Here is a 21,372-nt window from a genome sequence, read left to right on the forward strand (position 1 = left end):
AACACGCGCCCGAGCCGGATACGGCCCCCGCCTCATCGGAGCGTGCCGACAGGACAGAGACCCCGGAGGCTGTGCAGGCCGCAAGAATCAGCCGCCCGGGCAGCGACACGTCGCCGACAGGAACGTCCGTCCGACGTGTGCGGGGTGTGGAGTGGGTGCGACCTACCGACTTGATGGCTCGTCACGGTGCCGCGTTGGCGGGTCGGGGTATCGACTTCGAGGTCGAGCTGGCCCGCCGCACCCGCAACCTCCCGGCTCAGACCGCCCGTGCGGGCAGACGCCGGATCAGCGACGCACAAACCGTCGAGGCCGAGCGGGCACGGCGTTTACCGCCGGTGTCGGACTTCGGGCGTTCGGGTGGGTCACAGTCGTGGGTGACGCGCTCGGAGATCGGGCTGAGGTGAGCTGACGATGCGTACCCCCAGCATCGATACGTCGCCAACGACGTCTGCTGGGGATCGCGTGCGCACCTGTGTGTCAGGAGGTGCCCTGACCATGACCGAGAACACGCACACGACCACCGAGCGCCCGACCGAGAGCGTCGAGGACTTCACAACCAGCGAAGGCCTACGGGTCCTGCTGCGCCGGCTCCACGACTCAGGGCCGGGCCGATGGCAACGCGACCCGATGGCAGCGGAGCTGATGGTGTTCGTGGCCGAGAAGTACGCGCCTTTGGCGCGCAAGCACGGGTTGGACCGGTGGGAGGCCGCGTCCGCAGCGTTCGATGTGATGCGCACCCGGGCCGCCCGGACCGCGGTCGATCCGTGGGCGGTGGTCACTCATGCGGTACGGATCACCTGCATCTTCGAGGAACGTGCCCAAGGCTTGCTGTGCTCGGTGCATCAGGCACGACGCCCGCATGTGTCGGCGTTCCATGACCCGGAACGGTTCAGCGACCGCGACAATCCCCTGATCGACTACGACCCCGCGTTCCACGTCACCGATCCAACGCTAACCGTCGACGGCAAGAGCCAAGATGAGGACGAGCCCTCGGCGGGAGCGTCCACCTCGGCGTCGGCGGCGGTCGAGGATGCCATCGCGTTCTTCACCCTGCTGGACTGGCCGCCGACGACCGCGCGAGCCGGGATCGAACACGTCTGCGGAGCACTGACCAGGGCTGGCACCCGCCAGGCCACCTACGAGGCGCTGCGACGCGACAAGCACGCCCGCGCCCAGCTCGACATCCCTCGCACCTCTTGGACTGCCCTATTGAAAGCGGTACTGGGCAATCCCCACCCTGCCTACGCCGCGACCGCTGCCGGGCGGGGCGTGCTGCTACGGCTGCTGATCGGCGAGCCCATCGCGGTGCTGCTGCGTGATGACGACCTCGTCCTCGCCGTCTCTCTCGCCGCACCTCGCGAACCTGGCGGGGGTGGGTCGCGGTGAGCGCGCCATCGGGATTCATCGAGCTGGAGCGAACGGTCGCCTCGATCCGGGTCGGACGCCGGCACCGGACCGAACTGGGCGACATCGATGAACTCGCTGCGTCTATTGACCGCGACGGGCTCCTGCAACCCATCACGATCACCCCCGACGGGGTGCTGGTGTGCGGTGCACGTCGACTGGCGGCAATCACACGTCTCGGGTGGAAGAAAGTCAACGTGTGGGTCCGCTCCGGGATCTCCGACCGCCTCGGACATCTCCTGGCCGAGCAGGACGACAACGCACTGCACAAGCCACTGACGCAGACCGAGGCCGCCGCCCTCTACCGGGAACTGAAAACCCTGATGGCCGAAGACGCCGAACGGCGACAAGCAGCAACGATGTTCAGCAGTGACCACCAGCCGGGAGCTGACGGTGGTGGAAATTTTCCACCACCGTCACCCGGACCTCGCGGCAAAGCCCGCGAGCAGGCCGCGGCGATGATCCCGGGCGGGACTTCCTACAAGACCCTCGACAAGATCGGCTACCTGGAGCACATCGCCGCCGATCCCGCCCAACCGACCGAACTCCGCGCACACGTCACCGCTGAGTTGGCACGCATCGATGCCGGCGCACCGGTGCATCCCATTTACGAATCCGTCCGCGCCACCGCGACCACCGTTCAAGGGCAGCGGGAGGCTGACCTGCACCAGCTCGCCTCCGACGCGCTCGCCCGGGCCAAGAGCGGCAAGACGAAGAAGCGCGCGCCCCGCCCGATCCCGTCCTCCGATGGAGGTGGCGAGCCGGTGCAGTATCCGGTGCGGGCGTTCGTGCTCACCTGGGGCGAACTGGTCGACTGGTGGACTCACTACGACGCCGCTCAAGTCGCCGCCGAACTCAGCGACGAGCAGATCGAGTCCTTCCTGACCACAGTCGCCGGGACTGGCCGGTTCGCGGACGAGCTGCGTGCCGCCCACGACCGACAGACCGGCAGCGACCTCGCGCCCGTCCGCGGTCACCTGCGCGCCCTCTGACTACTCCGCGCCGCTGGGTTCCGGTAGTGCACCTACGGGGCATGAAGACACCCGACCTCACTGACCCCCGTATCCGTCGCCGGTGGATCGCCGTGCTCGCCGCAGTCGCGGCGGTTCTCGTGCTGGCCGGTGTCGGCGTCCTCGGCCTCATCACCGGACCACCCACACCCGCCGGCACCGACAGCGGCGCGACCGGTCCTGGGCCAGTCGCCACGACACCTACCGTCTCGGCGCCGACTGCGACACCGCGCCTGCCCGTCGTAGCCGCGTCCGATGATCCGGAGACCTTCGCCCGCATCGTTGCGACCGCTCTGTTTGCCTGGGACACCGCGTCCGGAATCATGCCCCTGGACTACACCTCTGCTCTTCTTGCTGTCGGCGACCCCACTGGCGCCGAGCAAGCCGGGCTTGCCTCCGACATCGCCACCTACCTGCCCACCCGGGAGGCATGGGTCGAGCTGCGCCAGTACGCCACGACCCAGCACCTCACCATCGATACCCAGTTCGTCCCCAAGGCCTGGGATACCGCCGTCGCACAGGCACATCCGGGACAGCTCGCTGCGGGAACAACTGCCTACACAATCGAGGGCACCCGCCACCGCACCGGCCTCTGGCACAACGAACCGGTCACCTCCGAACATCCGGTGACGTTCACGGTGTTCATCGTCTGCGGCCCGACCTACGACACCTGCCATCTCCTGCGGCTATCCCAGCTCGATAACCCCCTGCGATAAGAACAGGAGGCCACTGTCGTGAAGAAGCTCGCCATCGCCGCTCTCGCCCTGGTTCTGCTCGGCCCGTCGTTCGCGTTGGTCGGGGTCGGGGTGCTGATGAACCCTGCCTCCACCGCCGCCTGCACCCTCGCCGGGAACGGCGTCACGATCGGCGAGGTCCCCGAGTCGTTGACCGTGACCACCGCGAACGGTGAGACCTTCACTCTCAACAACCGCCAGCTCTCCCACGCCGCGACGATCATCGAGACCGGCGCGCGCATCGACGGGGTTACCCGCGACGGGCTGCAGATCGCGCTGATGGCCGCGCTCACTGAATCCCACCCTGCGCATGCTCGCCAACACGGGCACCTACCCCGAGTCCGGGAACTACCCCAACGACGGCAACGGCTCCGACCACGACTCGCTGGGTCTGTTTCAGATGCGACCTCAGTCCGGGTGGGGCACGGTCGCCGACCTCATGGACCCCGTCTACCAGGCGCGGGCGTTCTTCGGAGGACCAGACGGCCCGAACTACCCCAGTCCCCGAGGGCTGCTGGACATCCCCGGCTGGCAGTCGATGGACAAGGGCGAAGCCGCCCAGGCCGTCGAGGTATCTGCTTACCCCGATCGGTACCGCAACTACGAGCCTGTCGCCGAGACCATCCTGACCACCCTCACCACCGCGACCACTGCGGGCCCTTCCACTGGCGGCACAGTAACGCCAATAGAGATGATCGCGGCGGAGTCGTCGCGGGTGGTGTTCCCGCTGCCGGAGGGCACCTGGGTTCCCTCCTCGGACTACGGACCCAGGGTCCACCCGATCACCGGGGAGAACTCGTTCCACACCGGGGCTGACTTCGCCGCCCCCGACGGCACCCCCATCCTCGCCACGGCAGACGGAACCGTGACCGTCGCCGCGTTCTCCGGCGGCTACGGCGGACTCGTCGTCATCGAACACCACATCGACGGAGCAGTCGTCGCGACGGCGTATGCGCACATGTGGGAGACCGGCATCCGCGTCACCGCCGGCGACACCGTGACCGCCGGACAGCACATCGGCGACGTTGGCTCCGCTGGCAACTCGACAGGCCCACACCTACACTTCGAGGTCCGCAACGGCGGCACCAACGGCCAGCACACCGACCCGGCCGCCTGGCTCAACGCCCACAACGCCGCCGACCTGCCCGAGCCCGCCACCGGCGCACCCGCCGGCTGCGACCCCGACCCCGGAACGCCCGGCGGCGGCCCGAGCCCGGTCGACGGCGACCCAGACCGCATGGTCGACGACCCCACCAGCGGCGGGCAAATCACCGCCCGCCTCCTGAACCTCCACACCCAGGCCACCGCCGCGTTCCCGGAGACCTCGTGGTCCTGCTACTCGCCACGTCCGGGCACTGTTTCCGAACACCCTCTGGGGCGGGCGTGCGATCTCACGTTCGGAAACGCCATCGGCACCCCACCCACTCCCCCGCAGCTCGAGGCCGGATGGCAGGTCACCAACTGGATGGAGGAGCACGCCGAAAGCCTCGGCGTCGAGTACCTGATCTGGCAGGACAAGATCTGGTCCCTGGCCCGAGACGCCGAAGGATGGCGTGACTACACCCACGGCACCGATGTCACCACCCGGCACATCGACCACCTCCACGTCACCGTCCGGGCCGGAAGCTGACGACCATGGACGTGTTCCCCGACTTCGAGGGCCTGAGCGGCATCGGTGACCTGCGCGAAGTAATCGGCGCGCTCCTGACGTTCGTGCTCATCACCGCCGTGTTGATGCTGATCGTCTCCGCCATCATCTGGGCCATCGCTACCGCCAACGGCAACCACACCGCCGCGACCAAGGCACGCATAGGCGCGTGGACCGCCCTCGGGACCACAGTCCTGGCCGGGGGCGGGGTCGCGTGGATGAACTGGCTCATCACCCTCGGTCAGCAGCTCTGACGACGCCCTGCCGCCCGTGTCGCGAACCTGTCGTGTTTGCGGCGTCACGGGTGGGGGTGCGCACCTGCCCGACGAACCCATCCATGTTCTCCGCCCTACGGGCGGAGAACGTTCGTCAGGAGGCCCACCGTGTTCGATCTCATCACGGCCCTGCCCGTGCTCATGCCCATGGACATCAACATCGACCCCAACAGCGACGGCCTGCCCGGTATCGCACAGCTCCGCACCATCGTCGGCGCCGTGATGACCGTCGGACTGATCCTGTCCGTCCTGGCGCTGATCATCTCGGCGATCGTGTGGGGCTTCGGCGCGAACTCATCCAACCCGCATCTCGCCGGACGGGGAAAGGTCGGCGTCCTCGTCTCCTGCGGTGCGGCAGTGATCTGCGGAGCGTCGGTGACGCTGATCAACTTCTTCTGGAACGTCGGCCAGCAGGTCTGACCCACACCCGACCGAATTCGACCCCGATGTGTGAGGAGTGATTGCGGTGGGTGTGTGCGATGTCCCCATCATCTCGTCCGTCTGCGACACAGCCGGCGAAGCCGCCGCGTCCCTCGTGGCGGCACCATTCGACTGGCTCGCCTCCGCGATGGGCGCGGCCGCGGGCTGGCTGTTCGAGGCCGTCTGGACCGTGTTCGACACCACCACCCTGGTCGATGTAACCCGGCCGGAGTATGTGGCGGTCTACAACATCTTGTTCGGCATCGCCGTGTTCGTGATGCTGATCTTCTTCTGCCTCCAGCTGATCACCGGCCTCATCCGCCGTGACCCGACCGCCCTGTCTCGGGCGGCTCTGGGCCTAGCAAAATCCGTCCTCGGATCGTTCGTCGTCATCACCCTGACCGCGTTGCTCTTGGAGATCGTCGATCAGCTGTGCATCGGCATCGTCCAAGCTGCCGGCGAGACCACCGAGTCGATGGGCGACAAGATCACGCTGCTGGCTGCTGGACTAGTCGGGATCAACATCGCCGCCCCCGGGGTCGGGGCGATCATCACGATCTTCCTCGCTGGCCTCGCTATCGCTGCCGCCGCCATCGTGTGGTTGAGCTTGCTGGTCCGGAAGGCCCTCCTGCTGGTCGCGATCGTTCTCGCGCCGCTGGCGTTTTCCGGTGCGTCATGGGACGCCACCAAGGGGTGGATCAGCAAGTGGGCGATGTTCGTCATCGCCCTGATCGTCTCCAAGCTCGTCCTGGTCGTGATGTTCCTCGTCGCCATCACCCAAGTCTCCGCGCCGATCGACGGGGATCTGTCCTCCGTCGCCGATCCGATCGCCGGGATCGTGCTGATGGCGATGGCCGCGTTCGCTCCCTACCTGACGTACAAGTTCCTGTCCTTTGTGGGCTTCGACATGTACCACGCGATCGGGTCCGAGCAGGACGCGAAGAACGCCCTCAACCGGCCCATCCCCACACCATCGAAGCCGCAGGGCGGCGAGCCGAAGAAGGTTCTCGACGGCGGCAACAACTCCGGAGGCGGTGGGAGCGGGAAGACCCCGCCGCCGCCGACGAACACGGCACCCCAGGGCCCTGGTGGCGTAGCCGGAGCCGGAGGCGGGAAGGCCGCCGCCGCGGGCGGCAGCTCCGCAGGGGCAGGGGCTGCGGCAGCAGGCCCGGCCGCAGCGGCAGTAATCGCAGCGAAGGTTGCCAAAGATGCTGCTACCGCTGGGCCCAAAGCCGGCGCCGCGCTCGGCGGGCACGGCGAGACCGCCGCTGACTCGGCCTCCCAGGCCGGCAGCACACCCCCACCGTCACAGACACCCCCGCCATCCACCCCGGCGCCTAAGACACCGTCCGCACCGAGACAGACCCCACCTCCGGCTCCGAAGTCGACCGAGAAGGAATGAGAACCATGACGTCGAAGAACGAGCGCGCCATGTCTTCGGAACTGGTGCCAGTGAAGTTCTCCCGCCTCACCCGCCGGGGAGTGCTGCTGGGCCTGTCTCTGGCCCAGCTCATCACCTTGGCCACCGGCATCCTGAGCATCGTCGGCGCGCTATACGCCGGCGGCGGCATCCTGCTCGCCTACACCGCGCCCGTCTGTGTCATTGCCGCCGCCCTGACCTGGACACCCATCGCCGGACGCCCCGCTATCGAATGGCTACCCATCGCGTCCTGGTGGCTCTGGCGTTCCACCGGCGGGCAACTGCTCTACCGCAGGCGGGTCGTCACCCCACGCCCCGTCGGCACCCTCGCGCTGCCCGGCGACACGGCGCGACTCCGCGAATACACCGACCCCGACACGAACGCTGGGATGATCCACGACCCCCACCAGCAGACCCTTACTGTTGTGTGCGAGATCAGCCATCCCGCGTTCGTGCTCCTCGATCCGGGCGAGCAGGAGCGTCGCGTCACCTCCTGGGGCCGCGTGCTGGCCACCGTGTGCCGATCCGGCCGGATCGCCACTCTCCAAGTGTTGGAGCGCACCCTGCCGGACTCCGGCACCGGGCTGGCCGAATGGTGGGCCTCCCACGGGATCTCCGACGACTCCTGGGCGGCGACCACCTACGCCGAACTCATTGACCGCGCCGGGCCCGCCGGAGAACGACACGCCACCACCCTGTCTCTCTCGCTGGATATGAAAGCCGCCGCCCGGCAAATCAGGACCGCCGGCGGCGGCATCCGCGGCGGCGCAGCCGTACTCCGCCAGGAGATGTCCACCCTCGTTGCAGCTCTGCGCTCCGCCGACCTCACACCCTCCAGATGGCTCACCCCCGGACAAATCGCCGTCATCCTCCGCAGCGCCTACGACCCGGCGATCGCCGCCACCCTCGAACGTCACGGCGAGCTGGGACAGAACCTCGCCGCCGCCGGCCCCGTCGCAGTCAACGAGTCCTGGACACGCTTGCGCACCGACTCCGCCCACCACACGACACTGTGGATCAGTGAGTGGCCCCGCTCGATGGTCTATCCCGGATTCCTGTCGCCGGTACTGCTGTCCACCGGCATCCAACGCAGCTTCTCGCTGATTTGCACTCCGATGCGCTCGGACCAAGCCGCCCGGGACATCCGCAAGAAGAAGGTCGAGCACATCAGCGACGCTGCTCAGAGGGCGAAGATTGGCCAGATCGAGGACGCCGCCCTCACTGCCGAATACCAAGACGTTCTCCAGCAGGAAGCCGACCTCACCGCAGGCCACGGAGTACTGCGCTACACCGGTCTCATCAGCGTCTCCGCCCCCACCGTCGACGAGCTGGAAGCCGCGGTAGCGGCTATTGAACAGGCAGCGATCCAAGCCTCCTGCGAGACCAGGCCCCTCGTTGGTCAGCAGGCGGCCGCCTTCACGGCCGCCGCGTTGCCTCTGTGCCGGACTGTCTGAGATTTAGGCGGGGTCGGTGGGCCTGACGAGGATGGTTGTTGTCGGGTCGACATCGGGAGCCCACGCCAGCGTGGGCAGATCGGCACTGTCCAGTCCGTCGAGTTCGAGACGGACCTGTCCGGCCAGGTGGGCGGAGTTGACCGACTGCCCGTTGGCAATAGCGGCGTAGAACTGGGCTGCGTAGTTGATCGCGTCGGCATCGTCGATGCTGTCGGCCATGCCGATCGCGAACGGCACGACCTGGTCCACCAGATCATCGATCTGGGCTGCGGACTTGCAGGAGTTCAACAGCACCAGTAGCGGCGGATCATCCGTGGCGCGGATGGCGTTGGCAAACGCGCGGGCCGTGACGATCACGCCCGTGTGCGGTGCGTCCTGCTCATCCTCGAACACGATGAGGTCCTCGTTGCTATGGCCTGAGAAGTGCACGACGTGGGGGCGGAACTTGGTAATTCCGTCGAGGAGGTCATGGGTGGTCGCCGCCGGACGGACGTCGAGTTCGATCTGATCGCGATGCAAAGCGGATTCGACGGCCGCCCGGATGCGCTTCTGTTCCCTTCCCACTCGGAGGTCTCCTTCCGAAGATGCCCCGAGAATCAGGACCCGAAGTCTTTCCGGCTTGGGGGTAGGAAGATGGCGGAGAACCTGGTCGACGGATGATTCGGTTCCACTGATCCGTGATTCTAGTGATGCCCGATCAGCAGCAGTCCGCCGGTCCGCCTGCTGCTGTTCGCGTTTACGGCTGCGCTCCGCGGCATCTGCCTCAGACTGCTCGGCTCGTGTCAGCTTGGTCAGCAATGCTGACTCCTCTTTCGAGTACCCGGCAGCCTTCGACTGCAACCGGCTGGCTTCTTTGCCGGCTGTCTCGGCTTCCTGGTCCTTGCGATCAGCTTCGCGGAGCTTGCTCTTCGCAGTCGTCTCGCTCTTGGTCTTCGAAGCGGCCTGTCGGGCCTTGGCAGCCTCGGCACGTTTCTTGGACTCCTTCGTCCGATACTCACCGGCCTTCTTCTCAGCCTCGATCCGCTGCTTGCGTTTCCGTTCAAGCTGGCCCCGGTACTGACTCGCGCTCATCTGACTACCCCTCGCTCCATTGCGTCCACTCGTAGCCACGCTACGCCCGACCACGGACACCCTTGGCTCATCACCGCGCACCTGCTTGACACGCCACGTGCCAAGGAGACTCGCAATGCCGACATTCAACGATCCACTCGCCGATGCCGCCGATGCATCAGAAGCGCTGCGCGGCCTCGCCCACGCCAGCCGGACCTTCGACAACCCCGCCGACACGTACGTCGTTTTCGGTGATGTGATCTCCGGAGTGCGGTCGCTGCGACAGGTCCTCGATCAGCTCGCGGACGCTCATCTGACCCACCGCGAACGCGCCCACGACGACTCCGGCAATCACGCTGTCGGAGCGGATAGTGCCCTGACCGCTGCGGATGAGCTGCACCAGGCGGGCACTCTGCTGGATCAGGTGCACGATCGGCTCGATGTAGCGTTCGGTCACTCGGGAAAGATCGCCTGGCGCCCCGAACCTGCCCTCGGACAAGCGCCGCTAAGCGAGCCCGCCGCGCGGCGGTGGGTCTCTGTCGTGTTCCTCCAAGGCGAGGACGCCGATGAGGTGCTCGACCTGATCGATCGGGACGGCACGGTCGCGGCGATCGAACACTTGAAGAGATTCGACTACGGCGACGAGACCACCTCAGCCGCGATGGAGAACGGGTACGTCTACGACGAGCCCCCGGCGGGGCCGCTGGACCGTGTGGTTGCCGATGGCGACTACATCCTCACGTCGAACGGAGCGATGGGGCACGTCGGCCTGCTGCGCGCGCACCCGGTTCCGCTTGATCCGCCTCTGGCTGGATCGGGTGCCGCGCCCGGTCGCGAGGCGATGCGGACGTCGGCAGCGGCGGATAGGGACTGGTTCGCTGGTCCTGCCGGCGGGACCGCCTCTGTGGGGCGGGGGCTGTCGCTGTGAATGATCGCGAGCAGTTGCACACCTCCGTGCTGGTCGCGCCAGCCTCCGAGCGCCGCCGGCTCCGTAAGCAGCGCCGGCAGGCCGCCGCCCACCTCCAGGCTGAACAGCGCCGCGCCGAGAAGGCCGAAGCGAAGACGAAAGCGGAGGCCGAACGCGCCGAACGACGAGCCACCGCCTACCTGCCTGCGGCGGGTGAGCCCGGCCCGGCAGCGCTGCGCTCCCCCGGTAGGTTCCGTCTGCCTCGGCATCAGGACACCTCCGCGACGTTGGCGGGGGCGTATCCATTCGTCGCGGAAGGTGGGCTCGGCGCCGACGGGGTGTTCGTCGGTCAAGACCTCTACTCGGGAGGGTCCTTTGTGTACGACCCTTGGGTGCTCTACGCCCGAGGTATCATCACTGCACCGAACGTGGTGCTCGCGGGAATCGTCGGCTCTGGCAAGTCCAGCCTCGCGAAGTCTCTCTACACGCGAAGCATTCCGTTCGGCCGCCGCGTGTACGTTCCGGGCGATCCGAAGGGCGAGCACACCGCAGTCGCGAAGGCCGTCGGTGGGCGGGCGATCGTCCTGGGCCACGGACTCAACACCCGCCTGAACCCGCTCGACGAGGGCCACCGCCCCTCCGGTCTGTCCAATGAGCAGTGGGCGATCACCGTTGCGTCCCGCCGCCGCGACCTGATTGGGTCACTGGCTGAGACGGTCCTGGCTCGCGGGTTGACGCCGTTGGAGCACACCGCGATCGATCTGGCACTCACGCAGACGGTGCAGGAGAACACCGTGCCGATCCTGCCGATGGTCGTTGACCGCGTCCTCCGCCCTACTGCCGATGCCGACGATCGGTTGGCGGATGACGGACGGCTCGTCGGCCATGCCCTCCGCCGCCTGGTCGCCGGTGACCTCGCCGGCTTGTTCGATGGCCCGTCCACGGTGACGTTCGACCCGTCCCTGCCGATGATCAGCCTGGACCTGTCACGCGTCACCGAGAACAGCACCCTGATCTCCGTACTGATGACGTGCTCTTCGGCGTGGATGGAATCCGCTTTGCTGGACCCCAACGGCGGGCAACGCTGGGTCATCTACGACGAGGCGTGGCGGCTGATGTCCCATCCGGCACTGTTGCGCAGGATGGACGCGCACTGGCGGCTGGCTCGGCACTACGGAATCGCGAACATGCTGATCTTCCACAAGCTGAGCGACCTCGACAACGTCGGCGATGCCGGCTCCGCGATGCGGTCCTTGGCGAACTCGCTGCTAGCCAACGCCGAGACCAGGATCGTCTACCGGCAGGAATCCGACCAGCTCGGCCCCACGGCACAGGCTCTCGGACTCACTGGCACCGAGCAGAAGCTTCTCCCCTCGTTAGGTGTCGGGCAAGGACTGTGGCGGATCAAGGACCGGGCCTTCGTGACCCAACACCAACTGCATCCCGCCGAGCTGGAGTTGTTCGACACCAGCTCCAGGCTCATGCAAGGGGTGAAGTGATGCACCGCAAGCCCCTCCGCCGTTCGACCTGGCAGGAACCCGAGCAGACCCCCGTCGTGCTTCCGCACACGGTCGTCACCGTCACTGACGACGGCAAACTAGACGTCGCTGTCGACGGAACCGCATTCCCGCCACCGACCGACGGGCAGGCGTGGACGCGGAGCGCGTTCGGAGCACTGCTCGATGCCATCACCGAGGACCGGGCGACCGCAGTACGCATCGAAGTCCGCGAGACCGACGGGAGCGTGTTCACCGACATCATCCGCGCCCGCCGGCGCATCACGCCCGACCCAGCAGCAGCCGAGCCGGGGAAACAGGAAGGCAAGCACGCCACGAGGACGCGAACGCCCGAACTGATCGAGGTGACAGCGGACGGGTTCGTGCCGGGCGAGGACATCGCCGTCGCCGTCATCGTTTCCCACACCGATGCCACCGGAGCCGGCCATGCCCGCACCCTCCTCGACAAGACTCACCTGTTCTCCCTGCTACGAGACAGGACCGGCGAGGTCGTGCTCCTCGGGCGAATCTCCGGCACCGTCCACGTTCGGCGCCTGCCATGAACCCACCCCAGCAACGCCAGGGTGGCTCGGTCGGCGACGAGCTGACCAACGCCGCACTCATCGGACTGGTCGGAATCTTCGGCGTCGCGCTCATTCTGCGTGCCGCCGGAAGCGTGGCCGCGTTCCTCTCCGGCACACCACAACCCACATCGGGGCCAGCCTCCGGATTGGCGGTGCTCGCCACCCCGGGTGACCCTGCCACTGCGCTGGGTGCCCAAGGCCTCAGCCCGATCGTGTACTGGGGCACCACCGCGGCCCTGTTCGCGAGCCTGGCCGCCGCAGGGACCTGGGTGTGGGTCCGGTTTCGACGGCACGCCCGAAAGGTCGGCGCCGACCCGGGGCGTCTGATCGGCACCGCCACCGCCCACGACGTCACCCAGACCGCCTCAGGCAAGGCGCTTCTCCGCCGGGCATCTACGCTCCGCCCCTCCCTCGACAGACCGGCCCCGGCTGATGTGGGCTACCGGATCGGCAGCTCCAAGGGGCGAGATGTCTGGGCCAGCGTCGAGGACTCAATCCTGCTCATCGGACCACCCCGCTCCGGCAAAGGCCTCCACATCGTCATCAACGCCATCCTCGATGCGCCCGGCGCTGTCGTGACCACCAGTACCCGCCCAGACAACCTCACCGCCACTCTCCGCGCGCGGCAACGTGACGGACGCCCGGTGGCCGTGTTCGACCCCCAGCACCTCGCCGAAGGCATCCCGGCAGGCATGCGTTGGTCACCTATCCGTGGCTGCGAAGACCCGCTGACCGCGATGATCCGCGCCACCGGCCTCGCCGCCGCCACTGGACTCTCGTCCGGCGGCGTCGAATCTGGCGGATTCTGGGAAGGCAAAACCCGCACCGCCCTCCAAGCGCTCCTCCACGCCGCTGCCCTCGACCTGCGGCCACCATCAGAGCTGTTTCGGTGGACCCTCGATACCACGGCTGCCGCCGAAGCCGTCGCGATCCTCACGAACAGCGCTCAAGCGGCGACTGGATGGGCGGACTCGCTCGGGGCGATGATCGACTCCGACCCCAAGACCCGCGATTCGATCTGGCAGGGCGTCGCCCTCGCTCTCGGTGCCCTCGCTGACCCCCGCGTCCTCGACGCCGTCTCACCCGGGCCCGGCGAAGGCTTCGACCCCGAGACGTTCATCGGAGAGCGCGGCACCCTCTACCTCCTCGCCACCGGCGCCGGAGCCGGCGCATCCGCCGCACTCGTGGCAGCGCTCGTTGAAGACCTCATCGAGACCGCTCGCCGCATCGCGGCGCGGTCACCCGGCGCGCGCCTCGACCCGCCCCTGCTGCTCGCACTCGATGAGATCGGCAACCTCGCCCCGTTACCGTCTCTGCCCACACTGATGGCGGAGGGCGGCGGCACCGGCATCACCACTATGCCTGTCCTTCAGTCACTGGCCCAGGCTCGGGACAAGTGGTCGGACAACGCCGCCGGTGCGATCTGGGACGCGTCCATCGTGAAGATCATCCTTGGCGGCGCCTCCAACTCCCGTGACCTCCAAGACCTCTCCACGCTCATCGGCGAACGCGACGAATACACCGACAGCGTGACCCTCGGCGACCACGGCAGCCGCTCGAACCAGCGCTCCATCCGCCGCGTGCCGATCCTCCCGCCGGACCGCATACGCACCATGCCGTTCGGCACCGGCGTCACCCTGCTCCGGTCCGCACCACCAATCATCACCGACTTACGGGCATGGACCTCGCGCCCTGATAGCACCCAGCTCAAGGAGGAGCGGGCAGGGATCGAGGCGCGGCTACGACGCCCAGCCGGCTCCTGACGAGAGCGACCGTGGGCGTTGCAGTGCACCTGCCTCATACGAGCGACCCCGCACCGGTGGTCGCCACGAACGCCAGGAGGAGAGCCCGATGGCTATCCGCACTCAGCAGTCCATCTCCGGTTTCATCGCGTCCGACCCGCAGCTCAACTACACGTCCAAAGGTGAGGCGAGGTTCTACGCGCGGATCGGGCAGGAACACTTCCGTCGGGAAGGCGACGGGACATTCACCCGACTGGAGCCGACGTTCCACGACCTCGTCGCGTTCCGCGCCACCGCCGAGCGAGCCCATGAACGATTCGCCAAGGGCGACAGCTTCGTCGCAGAGGGCTACATCCACCCCTACACGAGCGAGCGCGACGGGCAGAGCACCGACGTTGAAGAGTTCGTCGCCAAGAAGATCGGTCACGACCTCGCCCGCACCACCTACGAAGTCGACCGCACACGACGTGCCCCGACCACCGTCGAACAAGTCGCTCCTACCCGAGAGCCCGTCGACCGGTCCGCACCTGAACACGCAAACACGCGACGAACATCCCCGGACAACGCGCCCGCGATCGGGCTGTGAGGAACCCAGCCATGGAGGACATCCACGAGGCTCCAGAACTCGACGAACCAGAGCCGCGCCAACTCAATGAGGACGACTACGACGAGCACCCGCTGGCAGACACCGGCCTGATCGCCGAGCCGCCCCATCCGGTGAACTGGAACCTGCTCACCGCCGACGAAGCCGGCGCCGAATGGATCGAACTCGACCATTGGGTGCACTGGCTCCGTCGCACGTACGGCCTTCCAGCGTCGGTGATCCCACCGTTCTGGTACCGACACCCTGAACTGCTGTGGGAACTATCTGCACTGCACCTGCACTGGCTCTGCGCTTACGACCCCGACCAGAACGGCTCCGCACCTCTCGGGTGGCATCGCGACTTTGCTGACACGCGGCAACGGCTTCGCGACTGGGTTGCCGCTTCTGGGACCCGCCTGGATCGTGATCGCCCAACTCGGCAGACCACCTGGCCTGGTGAGGAACCTGGACCCGCGATCGATGATGTCGTGCTCACAGACCGCTCGGCAGACTTCGAAGCGTTCGTGACCGCCGACGTCGCCAGACGGCAGGCGGCTGAGGATGAGTTCTACGCGAGTCTCGACGATGAACATCCAACCGAGGATTGACGACGGCAGCGGCAACGTCGAAACGCTGTGGTGCGCCAGGGACGTCGCCGAGTTCCTGAATGTCTCCCAAGCCACGCTCTCGCGTTGGCGCAGGGAGAAAGTTGGGCCACCGTTCCTCCAGATCGGCGGCATCTCCCGCTACAACCCGTCATCGGTGCGCGCATGGGTCAAAGCGAACGAGCAGCCTCATGGCTGATCCACGCAACCGCCGTATGCCGCCGGTTGGAGTGAAACTCACCACCGACGTCGAGCGCCGCGTCGACGGATACCGGGCCCGTGTGCGCTGGACCGACCCCTCAACTCATAAACGAGTCGGCCGTGTCAGCCATGTAAGAACTGCGGAGGAGGTTGAGGAGTTCTTCGACCAAATGCGGGCGGCAACCGAAACCGGCAACGACACCACCGTGACGCTGGCCGACTACGCGGCCTCGATCGGCGAGAGGTGGCAGCGCGGCCTCGACCCCACCTCAACCGCCGAGCTGTACGACACCGGGCTCCGACTTCGCGTCCTGCCGGCACTCGGGCACATCCGGGTCGCGAAGATTACCGCCGGAATGATCGACCGCACCATCGACGCTTGGGAGACCGAGCACTCCGCCTCGACGATCAAGAACTCCATCGCCCCACTCGTCCGGGTCCTGGACGAAGCCGTCCGCGACGACATCATCTCGATCAACCCGGCCAAGCACCGCGCCCGCCGGAACCTCGGCAAACACGTCACCCAGACCACCGGAGCGCTCCGCCAGTACGCGCTCCCTGACCTCCCGACGTTGCAGAGGCTCGCGGCCGCATGTGGGGAAGTGCACCAGTCCTACTCCGATCACGTCATGTTGGCCGCCCTACTGGCAGCCCGCGGCTCCGAAGTCGCAGGACTGCGGGCGGGTGACGTGGACTGGGGCAACCACATCGTCTGGATCAGACGCCAGCACTACCCCGGAAGAGGCGGTCTCGTCATCAAACAGACCAAGGGTCGCCGAGACCGCCCGGTCCCGATGCTCGACGCGCTCGCACCCGTTCTCGAACGTCTCACCGCTGAGAATGAGCCTGACGATCCGCTCCTGCGGGGGCCGCGCGGCGGCGTCCTCACTACAGCGACGGTCCGCGATGCAACCCACTGGGACGACCTCGTGGCAAAGCTCGGCTTCGACAACCTCACCCGTCACGGGCTCCGTCACACCGGAGCAACCTGGATGGCAGACGCCGGCATCGCCCTCCATGTGCTCCAAGAGATCCTCGGGCACCAGTCGATCGAGACCACCAAGGGCTACCTGCACCCTGACCACCGGCACCTCGCCGAAGCCGCCAGGCAGGCCAACCAGTTCCTCTCCGCAGCACCCACCAGAAGGGACCCAGCCCGCCGCGACGGACCCCGCCTATGACCACCGCGGAACAGCCGCTCCGACCCTTCCAGAAGGGGCCGGAGCATCGGCCTGCCCGGATTCTGGTCCACCTCATGGGCACCTATTGGTGCACCTCACGGGCGACGAGCTCGAAAAGATTGGTCCACTTCGTCAGCAGAAGGCTCGAGCAGATCGAGCAAGTGGACCAGCCAGTGACCACATCCAGAAACGACAAAGCCCTGGTGAAAGTTGCCTCTCACCAGGGCTTTTTGTCGGGATGACAGGATTTGAACCTGCGACCCCTTGACCCCCAGTCAAGTGCGCTACCAAGCTGCGCCACATCCCGTTGTTTAGTTTTCGAGCCATGTTGCCGCTTCAACTCACCTGACCCCCAGTCAAGTGCGCTACCAAGCTGCGCCACAGCCCGTGGCAGTCCGGGCCGAGGCCCGGGCAACTCGACTACCCTAGCCGATCCGGGGTCCGGAAGTGAAAACGAGGCTCAGGCGACGCCCGTACAATCTCCGAGGCGGCGGGCCCGAGCGGACCGGCGGGGGGCGACGCACGACAACGGAGGCCCGACGAGTGGACGCTCGGCAGAAGAGATCCCAGCAGGCGCTGCACAGGGCCATCATCGCTCTCGCCACTACACGCGAGGTCTCGACCCTCACCGTCTCCGAGATCACAAGCCTGGCGGGCGTCAATCGGTCCACTTTCTACGCGCATGCGGCGTCGGCCGCCGAGCTGCTGGTCGCCGCGCTGCGCACCGAACTCGACGTCATCCGCGATGACTACCTCGAGGTGCTGCGCAACAACGCCAAGACCGCCGAGGCCATCCGCGGAGGCACCGCCCGCATCCTCGAGCACCTCGACGGCCACCGCGAGCTCTACCTCCGCGCCTTCGACGCACCGGGAGGCGACTCGGGGCTCCGCGCGATGCTGGCGGGACACTTCCGCGCGGCCGTGATCGCCACTCTCGCGACCGCATCGCTCGACCTTCCCGCGATCGACGCCCCCGAGTCGTTCCTCGCCGCGGGTACGGCGTCATTCCTCGCCGCGGGCTCGACCGGGCTCATGGAGGCATGGCTGCGCCTCCCCGAGCCGCGCACACCCGAGAGCTACCTCGCCGCGTACCGCCGCCTCCTCCCCGCCTGGTGGCCCTTCGCGGCCGACGCCTGACGCGCGCAACGATCGACCCGTCACGAACGGCCCGAGCGCGACGGGCCGACGGCGACGGATCGACCCTTGCGCCTACCGAGAGGTGACCCCGAGGGGCACTCCTAACGCGCCCGCTTCTCGCGCACGCGCATGTTCACGTTTACCGGCGAACCCTGGAAGCCGTAGATCTCGCGGAGACGCCGCGCGATGTAGCGACGGTAGCCCGGGTCGAGGAACCCGGTCGTGAAGAGCACGAAGGTCGGCGGCCGCGACGAGGCCTGGGTGCCGAAGAGCACGCGCGGCTGCTTGCCTCCACGCAGGGGATGCGGGTGCGCGGCGGTGAGCTCGGCGAGGAACGCGTTGAACTTGCCGGTCGGGATACGCGTGTCCCACGATTCCAGAGCGAGCTCGAGAGCGGGCACGAGCTTCTCGAGGTGGCGGCCGGTGCGTGCCGAGATGTTGACGCGGGGAGCCCACGCGACGTGGGCGAGATCGGTCTCGATCTCGCGCTCGAGGTAGCGGCGGCGCTCGTCGTCGAGGAGGTCCCACTTGTTGAAGGCGAGCACGAGTGCGCGGCCCGACTCCAACACGAGGTCGATGATGCGCACGTCCTGCTCCGAGATCGGCTGCGACACGTCGAGGACGACGACAGCGACCTCGGCCTTCTCGAGCGCGGTCGTCGTGCGCAGCGACGCATAGAAGTCGGCGCCCTGCTGCAGGTGCACGCGGCGGCGGATACCGGCCGTGTCGACGAAACGCCACACCTTGCCTGCGATCTCGACCTGCTCGTCGACCGGGTCGCGCGTGGTGCCGGCGAGTTCGTTGACGACGACCCGCTCCTCCCCCGCGGCCTTGTTGAGCAGGCTCGACTTGCCCACGTTGGGGCGGCCGAGGATCGCGACGCGACGCGGGCCGCCGATCTCACGCTTGGCGACGGCGGATTCGAGCGGCAGCTTCTCGAGCACGGCGTCGAGCAGGTCGGCCACTCCGCGACCGTGCACGGCCGAGACCGGGCGCGGCTCGCCCAGGCCGAGCGACCAGAGGGAGGCGGCGTTCGGCTCCTGCCGCGCGTCGTCGACCTTGTTGGCCGCGAGGAACACGGGCTTCTTGGTCTTGCGAAGCAGTCTCACGACGTGCTCGTCAGTTGCGGTCGCGCCGACGTTGGCGTCGACCACGAAGATCACGGCGTCTGCCAGGTCGATCGCGATCTCGGCCTGCGCGGCGACGGAGGCGTCGATCCCGCGGGCATCCGGCTCCCAGCCGCCCGTGTCGACGATCGTGAACTGGCGGTCGATCCACTCGGCCTTGTAGGAGACGCGGTCGCGCGTGACACCGGGCGTGTCCTCGACGACGGCCTCACGGCGGCCGAGGATGCGGTTGACGAGCGCCGACTTGCCGACGTTAGGGCGGCCGACGATCGCCACGACGGGCAGCGCCGGCAGATAGCGGACCTCGTCCGAGTCCTCGCCCTCGAACTCGAGGAGGCCGAGGTCCTCGTCATCGAGCTCGTAGTCGGCGAGCCCGCTGCGCAGCGCCTGGGCGCGGGAGGCGGCGAGCTGCTCGTCGAGGTCGCCGAGGCGCTCGACGAGGTCGTCGTCCGGGAAGTTCAGCTCGTCGTCACCGACGTGCGTGTCCTGTGCCATGATCGGCCCTTGCTCTCGAAGTTCGGACCTCGGCGACGACCGCATCGACGGTCTGCTCGAAGTCGAGATGAGTGGAGTCGAGAAGAGTGACTCCGTCTGCGGCGTTCATGAAGTCGACGACCTGCGAGTCGGCGCGATCCCTCGACCGCAATGCCTGACCCGTCGCCTCGGCGGATTCCGTGCTGACCTCGCGCGAACGCCTGGCCATCCTAGCCTCTTCGCTCGCCGTGAGGAGGATGCGGACGGGGGCCGACGGCGCCACGACCGTCGTGATGTCGCGCCCTTCGACGATGATCCCTTCGCGCCGGGTCGCGCCGATGATCCGGCGGAACAGAAGCGTCACCTTCCGTCGCACCTCGGGCACCTTCGCCACCGCGGACACCTGGGCGGTGACGCGCGGCTCCCGGATCGCGGTGGTCACCTCGGTCGGGCCGACCCACACCGAGTACGACTCGGGGTCGGTTCCGATCGAGTAGTCGAAGCCGTCGAGGGCGTCGACGATCGCGTTCTCGTCCGAGAAGTCGAGGCCGCGGTCGAGCCCGTGCCAAGCGAGCGCGCGATAGGCGGCTCCCGTGTCGAGGAACTCGAAGTCGAGTCGGCGGGCCGCCTCACGCGAGACGCTCGACTTGCCGCTGCCGGCGGGGCCGTCGATCGCGACGACGAGCACCTCGCCGAAGTCCTCTCGCTCGGCGTCCACCTTCGCGGCGCGCTCGGGAGCCGTGCCGCCGTCCTCGGGGATGCTCTGTTGGGCGCGGCGAGCGGGGGTCATCCGATTCAGGCCCCCCTCCTGCCTGTTCTGCTCGGTGCTCATCCGGCGATCCTCCAGCCGCGTGCGGTCAGTTCTTCTGTCAGGGGAACAACGGCTTCGGGCACGACCGAGATCTCGGCGAGGCCGACACGGCGTCCCTCCGCGTGCTCGAGGCGGACGTCCTCGAGGTTGACCCCGGCCTCACCGATCTCGACGAGGAGGCGCGCGAGCGTGCCCGGGGAGTCGTCGACGAGCACGATCAGGGTCGAGAAGCGCTGGTCCTGACCGTGCTTGCCGGGCAGGCGCGCGACTCCCGCGTTTCCGGCCGCGAGGTGCCCGGCGAGGAGGCGCCGGGAGCCGGGAGCATCGAGCGACCGCAGCGCGTCCGAGACGGCGGCGACGTCGTCGCGGAAGGCGTCGAGGACGGCGACGACGTGTTCGCGGTTGGCCGAGAGGATCTGCAGCCACAGTTCGGAGTCGGACGAGGCGAGCCGGGAGACGTCTCGCACTCCCTGCCCGGCGAGGCGCAACGCCGCGTCCGGCGCGTCGAGCAGGCGCTGCCCGAGCAGCGACGAGATCACCTGCGGCACGTGCGAGACGAGTCCGACCGAGAGATCATGCTCCTCGGGGTCCATCTCGACGATCGCTCCGCCGAGGTCGAGCGCGAGGGCTTCGACGCGCGCGAGGACCTCGGGCGAGGTCTCGCCGTCGCGGCAGATCACCCAGGGGCGCCCGACGAAGAGGTCGCCGCGCGCTGCGACTGCTCCCCCACGCTCCCGCCCGGCCATCGGGTGTGAGCCGACGTAGCGCGAGAGGTCGATCCTCCGACCGCGCAGCTCTCGGAGGGGCTGCATTTTGACACTCGCGACATCGGTGACGACCGCCGCCGGGTACTCGGCGAGCTCCCGCGCCACCACCGACGACACGACGTCGGGGGGCACGCACACCACGATCAGCACGGGCCGGTCGTCGGCGGAGGCGGCGCGGCCCGCACCGTAGTCGATCGCGAGCGAGAGGCTGGCCGGCGAGGCGTCGTCGAGCACGACGTCGACTCCGCGCGAGGCGAGGCCGAGGCCGATGGAGGCGCCGAGCAGACCCGAACCGACCACCCGCACCGTGCCGGTCGTCCGCATCGCGGGCGAAGCAGGGCG

General features: G+C 67.8%; 20 protein-coding genes, 1 tRNA gene and 1 pseudogene. 17 read left to right on the forward strand and 5 right to left on the reverse strand.

The window, feature by feature from the left end; all coding sequences use genetic code 11:
• Positions 1-495 precede the first annotated feature (495 nt).
• The 8 genes and pseudogenes from ITJ45_RS08815 to ITJ45_RS08850 all read left to right on the forward strand — a co-directional run bounded on the left by ITJ45_RS08815 (position 496) and on the right by ITJ45_RS08850 (position 8,365).
• A complete protein-coding gene (locus ITJ45_RS08815; protein WP_194607785.1) occupies positions 496-1,386 on the forward strand; it encodes a hypothetical protein in 891 nt (296 codons plus the stop codon).
• A complete protein-coding gene (locus ITJ45_RS08820) occupies positions 1,383-2,396 on the forward strand; it encodes a ParB N-terminal domain-containing protein (protein WP_194607784.1) in 1,014 nt (337 codons plus the stop codon). Before ITJ45_RS08815 ends, ITJ45_RS08820 begins: the two co-directional genes overlap by 4 nt.
• A gap of 41 nt (positions 2,397-2,437) precedes the next feature.
• Entirely contained in the window at positions 2,438-3,130 is a 693-nt protein-coding gene (locus tag ITJ45_RS08825) for a hypothetical protein (protein ID WP_194607783.1), read from the forward strand.
• 18 nt (positions 3,131-3,148) lie between these two features.
• A pseudogene (locus tag ITJ45_RS08830) lies at positions 3,149-4,778 on the forward strand (M23 family metallopeptidase).
• Between the two features lie 5 nt (positions 4,779-4,783).
• Entirely contained in the window at positions 4,784-5,050 is a 267-nt protein-coding gene (locus tag ITJ45_RS08835; protein ID WP_194607782.1) for a DUF6112 family protein, read from the forward strand.
• A 129-nt stretch (positions 5,051-5,179) separates the two neighbouring features.
• Entirely contained in the window at positions 5,180-5,491 is a 312-nt protein-coding gene (locus ITJ45_RS08840) for a DUF6112 family protein (RefSeq protein ID WP_077685426.1), read from the forward strand.
• Positions 5,492-5,537: 46 nt separating this feature from the next.
• The gene (locus ITJ45_RS08845; protein ID WP_194607781.1) at positions 5,538-6,893 is read left to right on the forward strand and encodes a conjugal transfer protein TrbL; all 1,356 of its coding nucleotides are present in this window, start codon (positions 5,538-5,540) and stop codon (positions 6,891-6,893) included.
• Between the two features lie 5 nt (positions 6,894-6,898).
• Entirely contained in the window at positions 6,899-8,365 is a 1,467-nt protein-coding gene (locus ITJ45_RS08850; protein ID WP_194607780.1) for a PrgI family protein, read from the forward strand.
• 3 nt (positions 8,366-8,368) lie between these two features.
• Here ITJ45_RS08850 and ITJ45_RS08855 read toward each other — a convergent pair whose 3' ends face one another.
• Positions 8,369-9,436, reverse strand: a complete 1,068-nt coding sequence (locus tag ITJ45_RS08855) for a hypothetical protein (protein ID WP_194607779.1) — start codon at positions 9,434-9,436, stop codon at positions 8,369-8,371.
• Between the two features lie 115 nt (positions 9,437-9,551).
• Between ITJ45_RS08855 and ITJ45_RS08860 the strand changes: the two genes are divergently transcribed.
• The 8 genes from ITJ45_RS08860 to ITJ45_RS08895 all read left to right on the forward strand — a co-directional run bounded on the left by ITJ45_RS08860 (position 9,552) and on the right by ITJ45_RS08895 (position 16,714).
• The gene (locus tag ITJ45_RS08860; RefSeq protein ID WP_194609001.1) at positions 9,552-10,343 is read left to right on the forward strand and encodes a hypothetical protein; all 792 of its coding nucleotides are present in this window, start codon (positions 9,552-9,554) and stop codon (positions 10,341-10,343) included.
• A gap of 26 nt (positions 10,344-10,369) precedes the next feature.
• The gene (locus tag ITJ45_RS08865) at positions 10,370-11,821 is read left to right on the forward strand and encodes an ATP-binding protein (protein ID WP_416365285.1); all 1,452 of its coding nucleotides are present in this window, start codon (positions 10,370-10,372) and stop codon (positions 11,819-11,821) included.
• Positions 11,821-12,381 (forward strand): hypothetical protein, encoded by a 561-nt coding sequence (locus tag ITJ45_RS08870; protein ID WP_194607777.1) that lies wholly within the window; start codon positions 11,821-11,823, stop codon positions 12,379-12,381. Before ITJ45_RS08865 ends, ITJ45_RS08870 begins: the two co-directional genes overlap by 1 nt.
• Positions 12,378-14,165, forward strand: a complete 1,788-nt coding sequence (locus ITJ45_RS08875; RefSeq protein ID WP_194607776.1) for a type IV secretory system conjugative DNA transfer family protein — start codon at positions 12,378-12,380, stop codon at positions 14,163-14,165. The genes ITJ45_RS08870 and ITJ45_RS08875 overlap by 4 nt, the downstream gene beginning before the upstream one ends.
• Positions 14,166-14,253: 88 nt before the next feature.
• Entirely contained in the window at positions 14,254-14,730 is a 477-nt protein-coding gene (locus ITJ45_RS08880; protein ID WP_194607775.1) for a single-stranded DNA-binding protein, read from the forward strand.
• Positions 14,731-14,741: 11 nt separating this feature from the next.
• A complete protein-coding gene (locus ITJ45_RS08885; RefSeq protein WP_194607774.1) occupies positions 14,742-15,335 on the forward strand; it encodes a hypothetical protein in 594 nt (197 codons plus the stop codon).
• A complete protein-coding gene (locus ITJ45_RS08890; protein ID WP_194607773.1) occupies positions 15,313-15,531 on the forward strand; it encodes a helix-turn-helix domain-containing protein in 219 nt (72 codons plus the stop codon). Before ITJ45_RS08885 ends, ITJ45_RS08890 begins: the two co-directional genes overlap by 23 nt.
• Positions 15,524-16,714, forward strand: coding sequence for a tyrosine-type recombinase/integrase (locus tag ITJ45_RS08895; protein WP_194607772.1), 1,191 nt, complete (start codon positions 15,524-15,526; stop codon positions 16,712-16,714). Before ITJ45_RS08890 ends, ITJ45_RS08895 begins: the two co-directional genes overlap by 8 nt.
• Positions 16,715-16,947: 233 nt before the next feature.
• On the opposite strand, the gene ITJ45_RS08900 is transcribed toward ITJ45_RS08895, so the two are convergent.
• Positions 16,948-17,021, reverse strand: a tRNA-Pro gene (locus ITJ45_RS08900).
• A 236-nt stretch (positions 17,022-17,257) separates the two neighbouring features.
• Here ITJ45_RS08900 and ITJ45_RS08905 point away from each other — a divergent pair.
• Complete coding sequence (locus ITJ45_RS08905; protein WP_194607771.1) at positions 17,258-17,851, forward strand: TetR/AcrR family transcriptional regulator; 594 nt, start codon at positions 17,258-17,260, stop codon at positions 17,849-17,851.
• Between the two features lie 101 nt (positions 17,852-17,952).
• Here the strand turns inward: ITJ45_RS08905 and der are convergent, their stop codons facing one another.
• From der to ITJ45_RS08920, 3 genes are read right to left on the reverse strand one after another with little or no spacing between them, the layout of a single operon-like run.
• Positions 17,953-19,473 (reverse strand): ribosome biogenesis GTPase Der, encoded by a 1,521-nt coding sequence (gene der, locus ITJ45_RS08910; RefSeq protein WP_194607770.1) that lies wholly within the window; start codon positions 19,471-19,473, stop codon positions 17,953-17,955.
• Positions 19,448-20,284: a (d)CMP kinase gene (cmk, locus tag ITJ45_RS08915; RefSeq protein WP_228493595.1), complete on the reverse strand. Its 837-nt coding sequence runs from the start codon at positions 20,282-20,284 to the stop codon at positions 19,448-19,450. Before cmk ends, der begins: the two co-directional genes overlap by 26 nt.
• Complete coding sequence (locus tag ITJ45_RS08920) at positions 20,281-21,354, reverse strand: prephenate dehydrogenase (protein WP_194608997.1); 1,074 nt, start codon at positions 21,352-21,354, stop codon at positions 20,281-20,283. Before ITJ45_RS08920 ends, cmk begins: the two co-directional genes overlap by 4 nt.
• Positions 21,355-21,372 lie beyond the last annotated feature (18 nt).

The sequence above is a fragment of the Rathayibacter sp. VKM Ac-2879 genome (assembly GCF_015351245.1).
GTDB lineage: Bacteria > Actinomycetota > Actinomycetes > Actinomycetales > Microbacteriaceae > Rathayibacter.